Origin of the sequence: Streptomyces sp. NPDC001401 (genome assembly GCF_042895385.1) — a bacterium.
Taxonomy (GTDB): domain Bacteria; phylum Actinomycetota; class Actinomycetes; order Streptomycetales; family Streptomycetaceae; genus Streptomyces.
The window spans coordinates 336,568-352,317 of the sequence record NZ_JBIAWI010000011.1; the positions used below are offsets into that span (position 1 = coordinate 336,568).

General features: G+C 70.6%; 9 protein-coding genes. 4 read left to right on the top strand and 5 right to left on the bottom strand.

Features of this window, described 5'->3' with window-relative positions:
* Nucleotides 1-23: 23 nt before the first annotated feature.
* The gene (locus ACFY10_RS33265; protein WP_390668932.1) at nt 24-1,058 is read right to left on the bottom strand and encodes a GNAT family N-acetyltransferase; all 1,035 of its coding nucleotides are present in this window, start codon (nt 1,056-1,058) and stop codon (nt 24-26) included.
* Between the two features lie 284 nt (nt 1,059-1,342).
* On the opposite strand from ACFY10_RS33265, the gene ACFY10_RS33270 reads away from it, so the two are divergent.
* The gene (locus ACFY10_RS33270; protein WP_390668933.1) at nt 1,343-2,443 is read left to right on the top strand and encodes a DNA glycosylase AlkZ-like family protein; all 1,101 of its coding nucleotides are present in this window, start codon (nt 1,343-1,345) and stop codon (nt 2,441-2,443) included.
* Between the two features lie 168 nt (nt 2,444-2,611).
* Here ACFY10_RS33270 and ACFY10_RS33275 read toward each other — a convergent pair whose 3' ends face one another.
* Nucleotides 2,612-3,313, bottom strand: a complete 702-nt coding sequence (locus ACFY10_RS33275; RefSeq protein ID WP_390668934.1) for a LuxR C-terminal-related transcriptional regulator — start codon at nt 3,311-3,313, stop codon at nt 2,612-2,614.
* 456 nt (nt 3,314-3,769) lie between these two features.
* Between ACFY10_RS33275 and ACFY10_RS33280 the strand changes: the two genes are divergently transcribed.
* Complete coding sequence (locus ACFY10_RS33280; RefSeq protein ID WP_390668935.1) at nt 3,770-4,339, top strand: dienelactone hydrolase family protein; 570 nt, start codon at nt 3,770-3,772, stop codon at nt 4,337-4,339.
* A gap of 104 nt (nt 4,340-4,443) precedes the next feature.
* On the opposite strand, the gene ACFY10_RS33285 is transcribed toward ACFY10_RS33280, so the two are convergent.
* Nucleotides 4,444-5,439: an NADP-dependent oxidoreductase gene (locus tag ACFY10_RS33285; RefSeq protein WP_390668936.1), complete on the bottom strand. Its 996-nt coding sequence runs from the start codon at nt 5,437-5,439 to the stop codon at nt 4,444-4,446.
* A gap of 162 nt (nt 5,440-5,601) precedes the next feature.
* Between ACFY10_RS33285 and ACFY10_RS33290 the strand changes: the two genes are divergently transcribed.
* Nucleotides 5,602-9,066: an AMP-binding protein gene (locus ACFY10_RS33290; protein ID WP_390668937.1), complete on the top strand. Its 3,465-nt coding sequence runs from the start codon at nt 5,602-5,604 to the stop codon at nt 9,064-9,066.
* Here ACFY10_RS33290 and ACFY10_RS33295 read toward each other — a convergent pair whose 3' ends face one another.
* On the bottom strand, nt 9,067-9,828 hold the full coding sequence (locus ACFY10_RS33295) for a thioesterase II family protein (protein WP_390668938.1): 762 nt from the start codon (nt 9,826-9,828) through the stop codon (nt 9,067-9,069).
* Between the two features lie 210 nt (nt 9,829-10,038).
* On the opposite strand from ACFY10_RS33295, the gene ACFY10_RS33300 reads away from it, so the two are divergent.
* On the top strand, nt 10,039-13,296 hold the full coding sequence (locus ACFY10_RS33300; RefSeq protein ID WP_390668939.1) for a condensation domain-containing protein: 3,258 nt from the start codon (nt 10,039-10,041) through the stop codon (nt 13,294-13,296).
* An 86-nt stretch (nt 13,297-13,382) separates the two neighbouring features.
* Here the strand turns inward: ACFY10_RS33300 and ACFY10_RS33305 are convergent, their stop codons facing one another.
* Nucleotides 13,383-15,728, bottom strand: coding sequence for a M20/M25/M40 family metallo-hydrolase (locus ACFY10_RS33305; protein ID WP_390668940.1), 2,346 nt, complete (start codon nt 15,726-15,728; stop codon nt 13,383-13,385).
* Between the last annotated feature and the right edge of the window lie 22 nt (nt 15,729-15,750).

Genomic DNA, 15,750 nt, shown 5'->3' on the forward strand with positions numbered 1-15,750 from the left:
GTGTCGCCGAAACAGGCGACCGGTCACCGTCCTAGGGACGGATCGGTCGGCAGGAGGAGGGACCGCAGGGGCTGCAGCCGGCATCCGCGGTAGCGCTTTGCGGGCAGGGATCCGGTACCGAAGTCGATAAGTGTGGCGCCCTCGGCGATGGCGCGGGCGATGGGTTCGTAATAGGTCACGTTGAAGTACTGACCGTGCTCCGGTGCCGCGTAGTCGCGGCCCACCGCCCTGATGGCCCAGGTGCCGCCGCGGCGGTGCACGACCGAGAACGCCACCGGTCTGCCGGACAGATATCCCACCAGCGCGCGTACCTCGGAACCCTGTGTCGTCGCGAGCATGGCCAGGTAGAACTCCGCCTCCAAGGGGCTCGCGGGGTCGCCATGGCGCTGCTGGGTCTGCGCGAGCAGCGGCGCGACCTCGGCCGCGACCGAGGACAGCGGCTCGTCGCGCACGACGATCCCGCTGTCCGCGAAGGCGCGGCGCTCCTGGCGGACCTGCCATCTGCGCTTGCGCGGGAGAGCGGCCAGGTACTCGGAGAAACGGCCCCACTGAATCGGCATCACGGCCTTGTCGCGGGTCGCGACCGCGATCGCCTCCGGTTCGAACTCCGCGAGCCATCGGGCCTGGGCGGGGTCGAGGTCCGGGAGCAGGACCTGCGGGCAGCCGGCCGCCGAGGCGAGCTCCCCGGCCGCCGAGACCAAGGTGCGTACGGCGTCGGCGGCGGACGCGGGCTCGATCGCAGACCTCAGGAGGAGGTGATTCCGGTAGCCGCCGGCCCCACCGGCGGAACAGAGTCGGGATCCGGTCGTCGGGGGCGGGTCGTCGAAGATGTTCTCCGGGGCGAGGGAGGCATCGTAGGGGCGCGAGAACTGGTAGACGGGAAGCAGACCCAGAGCAGCACCTGACGTGCGGCGCACCACAAGATAGGTGAGGGGGGCGCCACGCCTGCGCTCCACGATGTGGTGGCGTTCCAGTTCCCCCAGGACGTGGTCGGGTGCCGTGATGCCGAGTTCGTCCAGGAGGTCGATCGACACGTGGTCGACTTCCTCGGTACGCATTGCCTCATCCCGTCGCCTGCGGGCCCTTGGGACGAGCCCTCTCTGCAGGGGACAGCGCAGAGCCGGCGGGAGGCCAGTCACCCGAACGTGCGGCATGACGCCGCGTGCGGCGTACCCGAGACTCGCCTCACCGGTTTGCCTGTTGAAGGGCTCGGATGAACGGTGCACTCGACGCGGGACTTTCGAATCTTACGGTGACGCCCCCACATTCCGGGAATGTCGGCCGCTCGATGAATGCGGCACAGGGTGGTCGAGTCGAACGGGCGTGTCCTGGAGGGAATCTGATGAACGTTCACATGCTCAGTCGTGTGGATGCGCGGCGGATCGCGATTCGCGCGCAGCTTCTGCACGGCGAGCGGCCGACAGGGTTGACCGACATGGTCCGGCACTTGACGCTGCTGCAGCTGGATCCGACCGCGGCCATCGCGCCGGCCGTGGATCTGGTGTCGTGGAGCAGGCTCGGCGCGGCCTATGCGCCGGAGTTCCTGGTCCAGGTGCTGAAGGAGCGGCAACTCGTCGAGATCGGGGCGACCGTCCGGCCGGTCGAGGACGCGGTGCTCTTCCGGGCCGAGATGCTCGCGATGCGGCGTCGGCCGCCGGTGGCCGACTGGGAGAAGAGGTTCCACGGCTGGCTCGAGGCCAACGATGCCTGCCGCCGGGACATCCTTGCGCGGCTGGAAGCCGATGGCCCGCTGCTCTCGCGCGACATCCCGGACACGTGCGTGCTTCCGTGGAAGTCGGCCGGGTGGACGAACGACCAGAACGTGATCCGGCTGCTGGGGCTCATGGCCGATCTCGGAGAGGTGGCTATCGCGGGGCGGCAGGGCCGCAACCGGCTGTGGGACCTGGCCGAGCGGGTGTACCCGGATGCCCCGGTTCCGGACCCCGAGGAGGCGTTGCGGGAACGCGACGAGCGGAGGCTGCGGGCCTTGGGAATCGCACGCGCCAAGTCGACCAAGGTGCCCATCGAGCCGTACGACGTCGGTGGGGCGGGCGAGCCGGCCGTCGTCGAGGGAGTGAAAGGCGAGTGGCGCGTCGACCCCATGTATCTGGGGCAGCCCTTCGAGGGACGGGCCGCGCTGTTGTCCCCCTTCGACCGCCTCGTTCATGACCGCAAGCGTGCGGTGGAGCTCTTCGACTTCGAATACGGCGTCGAGATGTACAAACCAGCGGCGAAACGCCGTTGGGGGTATTTCGCGCTGCCGATTCTGTTCCACGAGCGCCTGGTGGGCAAGCTCGACGCGACCGCGGACCGGAAGGCGGGCGTCCTCCGGGTCAATGCCGTCCACGAGGACGAGGCTTTCACGAAGGAGATGGCGGTGGCCGTCGATGCGGAGGTGGACGCGCTGGCCGAGTGGCTCGAACTGGAGGTGGAGCATTCCTGAGCGGCGTGTACTCTCCGTATCCGGCCCTGGGGCAATATGCCGCGGTCGTCGGTCCACGAAGGTGTCGCCGTCGAAGAGATTTCCTTCGGCTGTCCGCGCGAATGGGGACATCGGGCGACACCGTTCGCGCCACGGTCGATTGCGTGGGGGAGTCAGGGCGCCCGGGGGCTATGACACGGACGCTCCTTCCCGCCCCGAGCGAGAAGCGGCGGGAGACGTTGCACGGGGGGCCGGGATGTCCGTGCTGCCGGCGGTTTCCTCGTCCCCTGTCGCGGTGACGAATTTACCGAGGAGAGCGGCTCGGGTGAGTTCGGCCTTGTTTCCCACGTCGAGTTTGACGCGAATACGTTTCACGTAGGTGTCGACGGTGTGCTGGCTTATGCCCAGGCGGGTCGCTATCTGGCCGTGCGTTCTGCCCTGGGCGATCTGGCTGAGCACCTGCTGCTCGCGGTCCGAGAGCGTTGGCCAGCCCGGCTGGATTCCTGTGCCCGTGGGGCCTTCGCCGGGCTGGTCCAACGCCATGGGACCGGCTAATCCGGCGGCGGCGAGTTGGACGGCGCGCACAATTCTGGACCCCGGCTCGTGTTTGCTGATGACGGCTGTCGCGCCTTCTTTTATGTAGTCATTGCCGTTCATGGAGGGGCCGTTGGTCAGGACGAGTACCGCCATGGACCGGGCGGCGTCCGTGACGATATGGAGATCTGTACCGGTGGCCGCGTCGGCGTCTATGACCGCCACGTCGGCGAGCCAGCACGGCTCCTCGCGGGCCGAGGTGCGGGTGGCGACAATTCTGACCCCGGCCGCAGTGAGGACCTGGCTCAGGCCGAGCAGGAAGCAAGGAGAAGTCACGAGCAGATCTGTACGAAGCATGCGATTCCCAAGGAGAAAGGCGGTCGCTGGCAGTAGTGCGATCGGCGGACGTCAGGTGTGCTGGGCGATGCTCGCTGTGCTTGTCGCGGCGTCAGTTTTTATCCGGGAATAAGAGACCTCCAACGGGGAACAACAATACCCCTGTTCGGACATGTCAACCTTCGAGTCGTCAGGGATGTGACGCGGGTAGTGTGCATGACACTGAGTGGCGGAACATCCGCTGACTGTAAGGGAGTTGGGTGCAGTGAAGGTGCGCGGACGACCCGTGGGCCGTCTCTCTGCAGATATGCCGGTCAGTAACCGCCGCACTACTCATTCGCTCACCGTCCCCCGGAGATGGGCACAATAACCTGTCCCGCACGCGTGTGGTGAGAGGTTGTCAGTCGACGGGTGAGGGGCTAGCGTTTTGGTGCGTTTTAGGAACAGTCGCTCAATTGACAGGAGGAGACTGCAGAGATGGCCGAAATTCTGCTGTACCACCACATCCAGGGCTTGACCGACGGGATCCAGGCGTTTGCAGAAGAGTTGAGGCAGGCCGGCCACACCGTGCATACGCCGGATCTGTTCGAGGGCCGCACATTCGGGAGTCTCGAGGAGGGGATGGAGTTCGCGCGGGAGACCGGGTTCGACACCCTCCGGGCGCGCGGTGCGGCGGCGGCCGAGGACCTCGGTCCGGAGTTGGTCTACGTCGGTTTCTCCTTCGGCGTGACGATCGCTCAGAAACTGGCCCAGACGCGACCGGGCGCACGTGGTGCGCTGCTCATGCACTCCTGCATCCCCATGTCGGAGTTCGGGGAGTCCTGGCCCGACGGTGTGCCCGTGCAGCTGCACGGCATGCAGGGCGACGAGTTCTTCGAGGAAGACCTGCCGGCGGCACGCGAACTGGCCAAGTCCGCCTCGGCCGCGGAGCTGTTCGTCTATCCCGGCGATCAGCACCTGTTCACCGATGCGTCGCTCGATGCCTTCGACGAGGAGGCGTCCAAGCTGCTCATGGACCGCGTGCGGACGTTCCTCGCCTCGGTCTGACGCACGCGCCGACCGGCGGCCGGTCTCACGCTGAACCCGGTGTGAGCCGGGCCGCAAGTGCGCGCCCGCGTCCCGGGCAGGAAGCCGGTCGGCACCCGTCCTGGTCAGAGGCGTACGAGCATCTTGCCCAGGTTGCGTCCGCGCATCATGTCCAGAAAGGCGCGAGGGGCTGCCTGGAGGCCCTCGGCGAACGTCTCCCGGTAGTGCAGCTCGCCGTCGCGCAGCCAGTCGGCGGCCTCCCCGACGAACTGATCCCGCCGGTGGGCGAAATCGCCGGCGAGAAAGCCCCGAAGGGTGAGCCGCTTGCCCATGCAGAGCGCCAGGTTCCGGGGCGCCGCCGGTGTTTCATCGGCGTTGTACATCGAGATCGCGCCACACAGGGCGATCCGACCGTGCGGGTGCATGGCGCCGATGGCGACCTCGAGGTGCCGCCCGCCGACGTTGTCGAAGTAGACGTCGATGCCGTCCGGCGCGGCGGTGCGCAGGGAGCGGCGCAGGGCCCCGTCGTGGTAGTCGAAGGCGGCATCGAACCCGATGCCGCGCAGGTACGCGACCTTCTCCGGGGAGCCGGCGGACCCGACGACCCGGCCGGCCCCCTTCAACCGCGCGATCTGTCCCGCCGCGCTGCCGACGGCACCGGCGGCGGCCGACACGAAGACGACCTCGCCCGGTCGCAGGGCGGCGACCTCCAGGATCCCCGCGTAGGCGGTGAGGCCGGGCATCCCGAGCACGCCGAGATAGGCCGAGGGCGGGGCGAGACCGGGGTCCACTCTCGTCGCGGCGTCCTCCGGCACGACCGCGTACTCCCGCCAGCCGGCCTGGTGCAGGACGACATCGCCCGCTGCGAAGAGCGCCGACCCGGACTCGATCACCGTACCGACGGCGCCGCCCTCCAGCGGTCGCCCGATCTCGAAGGGCGGTACGTACGACGGGATCTCGTTCATCCGTCCGCGCATGTAGGGGTCCACGGACATCACCTGGTTGCGGACGAGCAGTTCACCTGCCCGGGGCTCGGCCACCACGACTTCGGCCAGGCGGAAATCGTCCTCCGACGGCCAGCCGAGGGGCCTCGAAGCCAAGTGGATCTCGCGGCCTTTCATGAGTGACACGGTAGGTGCCGTCCGAGGATCGGCGTCGCCCCAAGTTCCGGTGACAGGACGCCTCGCCAGGCGTTGCCTAGCTTCGGTTCTCCCGACACTCGGTTGCCGTCAGCGGTGCTGCCGCGCACGCGCGGGTGCCGTCCCTCTTGCTGGAGGTCCGCCGTGGCGCCGAAGGAACAGCTCGTGGTCTCGCGCACCGTCTCCGAGCTGTTGCGGGAGCGTACGCGCGAGCGGCCGGACGTGGTCGGCTACACCTATCTGACCGATGGTGAAGCCGAGCGGGAGACGCTGAGCCATGCCGACCTGGACCGCAGGGCATCCGCGATCGCCGCCGCGCTCCATGCCGCCGGCGCCGCGCCCGGGGACCGTGCCCTGCTGCTGCTGGCTCCCGGACTCGACTACGTAGCCGCCTTCTTCGGCTGTCTCTATGCCGGAGTGGTGGCGGTGCCGTCCTATCCGCCGGACCCGTTCCGGCCCGAACGCACCCTGCCCCGGCTCATCGGTGTGGTGGACGACGCCGATCCCGTCACCGCCCTGACGACATCGGATCTGCTCGGGTTCATCGACGGGCTCGGCGAGCATGCGCCACCCCTGCGGAAGCTGCGCTGGATCGCCGTCGACGCCGTGCCCGACGAGACGGCCGCACCCGTCGCGGTCGACCCCGGCGCGACGGCCTTGCTCCAGTACACCTCGGGCTCGACGGCGGCACCGCGGGGCGTGATGGTCTCGCACGAGAATCTGCTGCACAACCTCGGAATGATCCAGGGGTACTTCGGCACCGACCCCGACACTCAGGCCCTGATCTGGTTGCCGCCCTATCACGACATGGGTCTGATCGGCGGCCTGCTGCAGCCTTTGTACGCCGGCTGCCCCGTGACGCTGCTGTCTCCGTTGCACTTCCTCGAGCAGCCGATGCGCTGGCTGCGGATGATCTCGAGTCTCGGAGTCACCATCAGCGGCGGCCCCAACTTCGCCTACGAGCTGTGCTCGCGCCGTGCCACTCCGGAGGAGGTCGACCAGCTGGACCTGAGCACCTGGCAGGTGGCCTTCAACGGGGCCGAGCCGATCCGTCCGACGACGCTGGACAGGTTCGCCGCTGTCTTCGGTCCCGCAGGGTTCCGGTCGGATGCCTTCCTGTCGTGTTACGGCCTCGCCGAAGCGACGCTGATCGTGAGCGGCACGGAACGGGGTAAACCGGTGCCTCGTGTCCAGGTCGATCGCGACGCACTGGCCGGCCATACGGCCGCCGCTCCCGGCGAGGGCGGGGAAGTGTCGCTCGTCTCCTGCGGCTCCGGGGCGGCGGACCAGGAGATCGCGATCGTCGACGTCGGCACCGGGCGACGATGCCCTGACGGCATGGTGGGGGAGATCTGGGTGACGGGGCCGAGTGTCGCCCGCGGGTACTGGCGTCGCCCGGAGGCGACCGAGCGCGTCTTCGGCGCCCGCCTCGCGGGCGAGGACGCCGGCTACCTGCGCACGGGGGATCTGGGGTTCCGGCTGGAGGGCCGGCTCGTGGTGACGGGGCGGCGCAAGGACCTGCTCGTCGTCCGCGGCCGGAACCACTACCCGCACGACATCGAGTACACCGCCGAGCACGCGCATCCGGGGCTGCGGGTCGGCTGTTCCGCGGCGTTCCAGGTGCCCGATGACCGTGACGAGGACCGGTTGGTCCTGGTGATGGAGGTGCGCGGGGCGTCCGGGACCGTCGAGGGCGTCGAGATCACCGCCCGGGTTCGTGAGGACGTGGCTCTCGTCCACGGCCTCCGGGCCCACACGATCCTGTTGGTGCGCGCCGGCACGGTGCCGAAGACCTCCAGCGGCAAGATCCAGCGCAGCCTGTGTCGCGCGCGCTACCTGGCGGGCGAGCTGACGGAGGCGGCCGTGGAGCGTGGGCCCGCAGCCGCTGTGCCCGCGGCCACCGCGCCCGCGGTCGAAGCGCGGCCCGGGCCCCGCGACGATCTGGAGCACCGGCTGCGTGCCCTCGTCGCGGAGCTGGTCGATGTCGCGCCCGACACCCTCGACGTGAAGGTTCCGCTGCTGTCACTCGGCCTGGACTCGCTCGCCCTCGTCACGTTGCAGCACCGGATGGAAGCCGCGTTCGGTGTCACGGTGCCGCTCGGTGACGTGCTCGCTGGCGGGACCATGGAGGGGGTTCTCGAGCGGATCACGGACGGCCGGTCACAGCGCGCCCCCGGGGTGGCCGGGACGGGAACGCCCGGGGACGGGGCCCCCGCGCCGGCATGGGACGCGACCGGAGAAGTACGGGCACCGCTGTCGCACGGCGCGCGTGAGATCTGGCTGATGCAGCAACTCGATCCGGACAATCCCGAGTTCACCGTCGCCACCGCACTGCGGCTCCCGGAGTCGGTCGATCTCGGCGCGCTGCAGAAGGCGCTGGACGCCGTCGTCGCCCGGCACCCGGTGCTGCGGACGACGTTCGAGGTGCGGGACGAGGAGCTGGTACAGGTCGTCCGTCCGCAGAGCCCGGTCACGGTCCGGGTGCACGACGTGCCCGAGCTGGACGAACACGCCCTCGCCGCACGTCTGAACGCCGTGTCGAACACCCCCGTCGATGTCGTCACCGGTCCCCTGCTGCAGGTCGACCTCTACCGCTCCGCGGTCGGTGAAGTCCTGCTGGTACGCATGCACCACATCATCACGGACTTCTGGTCCAGCACGCTCCTCGCCCGTGAGGTGGGCGCCTTCTACAGCGCCTACTCCGCCGGCCAGGAGCTCACCCTGGCGCCGCCACGCGCCACCTATCTCGACGTGTCCGCCTGGCGGAATGCCGTCCTGGCCGACGACGCACGGGTACGCCGCATGGAGCGCCACTGGCTCGACCAGCTGGAGATCGCAGCGGACACCGCCTGGCCACGGCTCGCCTTTCCCGGAGGAGACAGGGGCGGGCGCGACGGCGGTGCGATCGAGTTCGCGCTCACCGCGGAGCTGACGGACGCGCTGCGCGCGCGTGCCGCCGACGAGCACGTGACGCTGTACGTCCTGCTCCTCGCCTCGTTCATGGCGGTCCTGCACCGGACGACGGGTCAGCACGATCTGGTCGTGGGGACACCCGTGATGGGCCGTACCCGTCCCGAGTTCGCGGACGTGGTCGGATGCTGCGCCGGCACCTCGCTGATCCGCTGCCGAGCGGCCGGCGACCTGTCGTTCTCCGAGCTGCTCGGTCGGGTGCGGCAGCAGGTCATCGGCGCGCTGGATCACCAGGACTACCCGATGTCCCTGCTCCGGGAACGTCACGGCGTCGGTGGACGCGGGCATCTCGTGGATGTGCTGTTCACCGTCAACCAGGCACCCCCGCGGCAGCCGGGCACGGCGCACGACATCACCGAGCTCGCCGCGCTGGCCCAGGTGGGTCCCTCGGCGGTCCGCGGCCGGCTGGGGTCCCTGCCGGTCGAGAAGTTCCCGCTGGCCCTCGGCGGTGGTGCGGTACCCGTCGAGGTCGTGATCGCCGAGGTGTCCGGCACCGCGCACGGGCTGCTGCGGTTCCGCGCGGGCTCGCTCGGTGCGGCGGCGGCCGATCGCCTGGTGCGGGACTACCGGGCGGTTCTGGACCGGGTCGCCGCCGACCCGGACGTGACGCTCGCCGGCCTCGCCGGCGGGGTCGCGTAGTCAGCCGCGGATCGCGGAGAGCGTTGCGGAGATCTCGTGGGTGAGGGCGCGGGACCCCTCGTCGGAGAGCATCCAGTGGTCGGTCTTCAGTTCGACACTTCGGAAGAGCTCCCGGGTCTGCGCCTTCCAGAGGGGCTGCTCCGCCGCGGGCACCGTCGGATCGTCCGCCCCGCGCGCCGTCAGGATCGGGACGGGAAGCGCGGGGGAGTCGGTGTGCACGTAGCCGTCGAAGACCTCCCAGTCCGCACGCATCGGCCGTTCCAGCAGGTCGAGGAAGTCCCGGTCGGCCAGGAGCGCGTCCGGCATGCCTCCCAGAGCGGCGGTACGCGCGAACATGTCCTCGCGGGAGAGCCTGCTGGTGCCGGTGTCCGGAACGAGTTCCGGCGGTCGGCAGCTGCAGACCACCAGCAGCTGCGGATTCGCACACGGCAGCCGGACGAGCAGACGTGCGATCTCGAAGGCGACGAGGGAGCCGGAGCAGTGCCCCAGCAGGCCGTAGTCTCCGGAGAAGGCGGCGAAGTCGTCGCGCGTCGCCGCTTCTTCGATCTCGGCGAGCAGCGACTGGATCGAGCGGTGCGGAGCCTCCCGGACCCTGCGTCCACGCCCGGGGAGCAACGCCCCGGTCACGGAGATCCCCGCCGGCGCGGCCGCCTCGCGGAGCGAGTGGAACAGCGTGGGTCCCGCCGCGACGTGCGGAAAGGCGAACAGCTCGAATCCGTCGGTCTCCCTCCGATAGGGAAACAGCTTGTCGATCGGTGACATGAGAGCTCCCTCTGCGGACCGGCATCCAGGTACGCCCAGTCAACCCGGCCTCCGGGCAGGTCTCCTGTCCGGTGTTCGAGTGACGGGCCCCCACCTGCGACGCACGAGCGCCGGTACCCGATTTCTGCGACGCCACCGAGGTCCGGACCCGCAATTAACGTGAGCGCTGTGGCCTCTCATCCTTCGCCCCATGCATCCGATCGGACAGACGTGACCCCTGATGACGCGGCGCACCCCGCTAGCGACGGTACGGCGACCTCCCGATCCGCGGTCGAGGAGGGCATCGGCGCGATCTTCCGCGACATCCTCCGACGCGACGACATCGGCGTGCTCGACGACTTCTTCGATCTCGGCGGAAGCTCACTGATGGCCGTGCGGGCCCTCGGACAGATCCACGAGCGGTACGGGGTGCGGGTCCGGGCGATGGACTTCTTCGAGTCCCCCGTGGTGGCCACCCTGGCGCAACACGTGGTGGATGCCGCGCCGGCCCGGTGGCCCGAGGTGAGCCGGCGCCCTGCGGGAGCCGAACCCGTACTGTCCTACGACCAGCAGCGGCTCTGGCTGGAGGACCAGCTCCTGCCGAGCGCCGCCTACCATGTGCACGGTCGGCAGCGGCTCCGCGGCGACCTGGACGTGGCCGCCCTGGACGCCTCACTGCGCGCAATCATGGACCGGCACGAGGCACTGCGCTCCCGGTTTCCCGTGGAGGACGGCAGGACGGTGCAGATCGTCGACGACCTCGCGGAGGACTGGCATCTCCGGTTCGAGGACGTCAGCGCGCGGCCCGACGGTGAGGACCGGGCGCGCGCACTGATGGACGCCGATGCCGCCGAGCCCTTCAGCCTCGAACACGGCCCCCTGGTGCGCTGCCTGGTGATCCGGGTGGGCGAGGCCGAGCATCTGCTGAGCATCACCGCCCACCACATCGTGTGCGACGACTGGTCGGTCGGTGTCTTCGTGCGGGAGCTGTCCGCCCTGTACGCGGCGGGCGGCGATCCGCAGCGGGCGGAGCTGCCCGAACTGGAGGTCCAGTACCGCGACTTCGCCGCATGGCAGCGGAAATGGCTGACCGGCGAGTACCTGCAGCAGCAGGTGGACTACTGGCGCGAGCATCTCGCCGGCGCCCCGGCCTCCCTGGCGCTCCCCAGCCGGCGGCGCAGCACGCCGGACGACGTTCTGGTGGGCGGACGGGTGTCCGCCGCGCTCTCGGCAGCCGAGACGAGTGCGCTCGGCGAGTTGTGCCGGAAGGCGGACGCGACCGCGTTCATGGCGCTCCTGGCCGGGTTCGGGACGGTTCTCGGCCGCTGGTCGGGCCAGGAGGACGTGGTGATCGGGGTGCCGATCACGGGGCGGTCCGACGCCCGGCTGCAGAACCTCATCGGCTTCTTCGTCAACACGCTTCCGTTCCGGCTCGACCTCAGCGGTGACCCGACGTTCGCCGAGCTTCTCGCCCGAGCCCGCAAGGCGGCGCTCGGCGGATACGCGCATGCGGAAGCGCCGTTGGACCTGCTGGTCGGCGAGCTGCCCGCGACCCGTGTCCCGTCCCGGACACCGCTGTTCCAGGTGATCCTGAACGGGGTCGACACCCCTGAGGTCCATCCCCTGGCAGGCACCACGGGGGAGTTGCTGGACACTCCGGCCCGGCCCAGCAAGTTCGAGCTGACCCTGAGTGCGCGCGAATGGGACGGGGTCCTCCGCTTCGACCTGGAATTCGACGCCAACCGTTACGAGCGCGTCATGATCGAGCAGCTTCTGGAGCAGATGACGGCGATCCTCCGGACCGCGACGCACGCTCCCGACCGCCCTCTGAGCGAGTACCGGCCGGCCTCCCCCGGTGAGTCGCCGGCAGCAGAGTCCCCCGCACCCATCCGTGGACTGCTGTCGGCGGCCGACCCCGATGCGGTTGCGGTCGTCGACCGCGACGGCGAGTGGACCTACCGCCGCTGCGACGAGGTGGCGGACCGCGTCTCCCGGGCGGTGACGCGGAGCCTTCCCCCACACGCCGACATCAAGGGCCAAGTCGTCCTCGCCTGGCGGCCGTCCGCTCTCTGCGTGGCCGCGCTCCTGGGATGTCTGCGTGCCGGAATCCGGGTGTCCCTGGACCGCTCGGGCGATGCCCTGGAGACCGCCGGCGGCTTGGCGGTGCGCTCCGACGGCTCCGGCATCACGCTGCGGCTCGGGCCGGACGAGGTGCACGTCATCGATCCCGACAGCCCGCCGAGCGACGGGACGGAGCCGGGTCTCGCCACGGCCGTCCCCGGTGACGGCCCCGACTGGGCGGTGGCACGCTACGGGTTCGGCTCCCACGACCGCTTCGCGGTGCTCTCCGGCTCCACCCCGCATGTGATCTCGGGACTCCTCACCGCCTTCGCCGCGGGAGGGACCGTGGTGCTGGTCGACCGGACGGCCGCCGGTGCGACAGGCGCGCTCGCCGCGGAGCTGGAGAGTGCCGGCGTCAGCGTGCTGTACGCGGGGCCGGAGGTGTTGCGTGGCCTGGCGGGTTCCTCCCTGCCCGGACTGCGCCACGTCGTGGTCGAGAACACGGGATCCTTCGTGGCACAGGACGTCGTCGCGGTACGCCGGATGGCCCCGGACGCCCGGTGCACGGGCCTGTACGGCATCGGGCCCGACGGCCGGCCCGCGACGGTCCACGACATTCCGGACGGGTGGGTGGTGGAGACAGCACCTCTGCGCATTCCGCTCGGCCATGCCGTGCACGGTCCTGTGCGGCTCGTCCGGCGCGGCGGACAGGATGCGGCGGTCGGCGAGGTCGCCGAACTCCGCACGGAGGGCGGTCGGGGCGGGGAGCTCGGGCGGCGCTGGGCCGACGGGACGTTCGAGATGGTCGGCACGGCCGGCGGCGACCCGTCGGCCGACACTCTTCCGGTCACCTGCGCGCTGCGTGAGCTCCCGGGCGTCGTCGACGCCCTCGTCGTGGACACGGCGGAAGCCGGCGCGGACACGGAACTCGTCGCCTATGTGGTCACCGAGGACGGAGAGTTCGACCTGGCCGCGGCCACGCCCCGGCTTGCGGCGCGCGTTCCCGACGCACTGCTCCCACGGCATCTCGTGGTGCTCGAACGGCTGCCGCTGACCGCGGACGGCGCGTACGATCCGGCCGCTCTGCCCCGCCCGGAGTCGCGGGAGACGGCCGACCGGTACGTCGCTCCGCGAACCCCGGTGGAGCGTCAGCTCGCCGAGATCCTCGCGGCACTCCTCAAGGTCGATCGGGTCGGCGTCCATGACAGCTTCTTCGAGCTGGGCGGATTCTCGCTGCTCGCTACGCAGTTGAACATCCGGATCCGGGAGACCATCCAGGTGGACCTCACCCTGCGCGACATCTTCGCCTCGGCGACGGTCGAGATGCTCGGGCGGCGCATCGCGTACCGCCAGGCCGAGCAGGAGCCGGTGGAGGACGTCGAGGCCCTGCTGAGCGATCTCGAGTCCGAGGCGTCCCGCCGCGCCTGAGGGGGCGGCGGTCCACTCGGCGCGGAACGGCCGGATCCCTCGGCGGGCAGGCCCGCCGAGGGATCCGGCCGTTCCGGTGTCCCGTGTCAGAACGAGAAGGTGCGTACGGAAATGGTCTGCCCCGACAACGCCGGGAAGCCCGCCCAACCGGTACCCGGCGGGAGCCGAGGTGCGTCGACACCGTCCGGGAGGCCGGAGGTGGCGGACAGGACGCGGAGCCGCAGGGGGCCGTCGCCCTTGGTCCGGAGGGTGAGGTCGATGCCCTTGTCCGACGGCGCGGCGTAGCGGAATCCCCAGCCCCAGGGTTCGGCGAGCGCGGCCTTCGCGGCATCGACGTCCACGCCGTCGACCGTCGCACCCCGCACCGTGTGGCGGGTGGTGTCCGCGAACACGTCCACCATGAATGCGTCGTCGGGCACGGTGAGGTGAAGTCGCACGGTGCGCTCCCCGGTGACGGGGGCGACTTCGTCGGGGGCGGTACGCCTGATCAGGGGCTCGGGGACATCGCGGGCCTCGAGTGCGCGGCCGTGGTACAGCGGCGCCCCGGACAGGGACGGGATCCGGTCGTCCAGCCGGCTCGGTCCGGCGGTGAGCAGCCGCCCCACGGCCGGCTGCTCCCGCCCGCCCCGGCTGAGCCAACTGGCTGTGCCGGTGTCGGCCTCCCAGGCGTACGCGAGGCTGACGGGGCGCGGATTGTCGTTGCTGTACCCGTTAAGGGAGGCGGCGACCACCGTCGCGGCCGCCGTTCCCAGGAGCAGGCTCGCCCCGAGTGCCGCGGAGACGCGTCGGCTCGGCCGTGGCTCGACGAGAGGAAGCGCCGTCGCGGCGAGCAGTGTCAGCATCAGCAGGGGAGCGGCGCTCAGGCCGAGTCCGACAGCGGCCGTCACCAGCACCGCGACGGGGAGCAGCAGGACGGTGGCGGGCAGCGCCGCGGCCACGGCGGCCAGCACGTGCAGCGGCGAGCGGGGTTCGGCGTGCAGCGTCGCGGCCCGGGCGCCCAGACCGATCAGGGCCGGCCAGGTGAAGAGATAGGCACCTCCGGGCAGGAGGACGGCGCTGACCAGCGCGAGCGCCACGAACCAGCCCAGTACGCCGGTGGTCGCCTCCGCGGGCGACATGCGGCGGCGTGCCCACCGGTACCAGACGAGCAAGGCCGCCACCATCAGCAGCGCCCCCGCCACGAGGTAGGGCTCCGGGTCGTAGACGGCACCGATGCCGAAGCCGTAAGCGGGCTGGAGCGCGGTCAGCAGCCACCATCCGCCGAAGCCGATGCCCACGGCGGTCAGGAGGACGGCGGTGAACGAGCCCGCCGCGAGTCCGGCTCGGGAGGGACGCAGTCCGTGACGCCGGCCGCGGACCAGGACCAGGACGAGGGTCCCGAGTGCGGCGAGGGCCAGCGGCAGGGTGAGCCAGGCCGGATAGGAGACGACAGTGCCGAACAAGGAGAAGTAGGTGGCCTCGGGCTCGTCCTCGGCGAGGTCGGCGGCGCCCAGTGAGCGCACGGCGGCGAGGGCGGTGTCACCCATCTGCTGCACGCTTGCGGCGTTCACGTGGGCGATGTCGTCGTGGGCCGTGTGGTAGTTGGCGACGCCGCCCATGAAGGCGAGGTTGATCCCGCGCATGCCGTCGGCGGCCAGGACGGTGAGGTCGGTGTCGTTGGGGAGCAGGCTGTACACCGCGCCCGCGAACGACGTGGTCACCGCGTCGGCGTCGGCCACCGCGGAGGTCAGACCGCCCTCCATCTGGAACATCAGGGCAGGGCCCGAAACGCCGCGGGCCTCCAGGTTCACGACGGCGACACGACGCGGATCGCCGGCCACTCCCGAGTCGACGAACCCCTGGGCGCCGAGCAGGCCGAGCTCCTCGGCGTCGGTGAACAGCACGTCGATGTCGTTGCGCGCCTGCGGCAGCGAGCGGAGCGCACGGACGATCTCGAGGACGGCGGCGACATTGGCGCCGTCGTCACTGGCGCCGGGACCGGTGGGCACGGAGTCGTAGTGGGCCACCAGCAGGACCCGGCCGGTGGGTTTCGAGCCCGGCACATGAACGTAGACGTTGCTCACTCTGCCGAGTGTCGGATAGCCGTCCGTCGGCAGGCGGGATGCCACGCGCGTCTGCACGGTGGGCCGGGTGCCGAGGCGGCGCAGCTCACGGACGAGGTAGTCACGAACGTCGGCCGCGGCTGCGGAGCCCGCGGGGTGCGGAGCGGCGGCGATGTCATCGATCCTCGCGAGGGCGCGCTCCGCGGAGAAGTCCGTCCGGGGTGCGGAGGCGGGCCTCGGAGAAGGGGGCTGCAGGGACCAGACGCTCGCCGTGCCGATCAGCAGCAGCACGAGCGCGATCGCGGCCGCTCCCGCGCGCTGGTGCCACGTGGGAGGCGAGGGCCCGAGCTGCGCGGCCGGGGACGGCGGTGTCTGCTGCTGGATCGTCATAGGCGTTGCTGACCTGTCATCA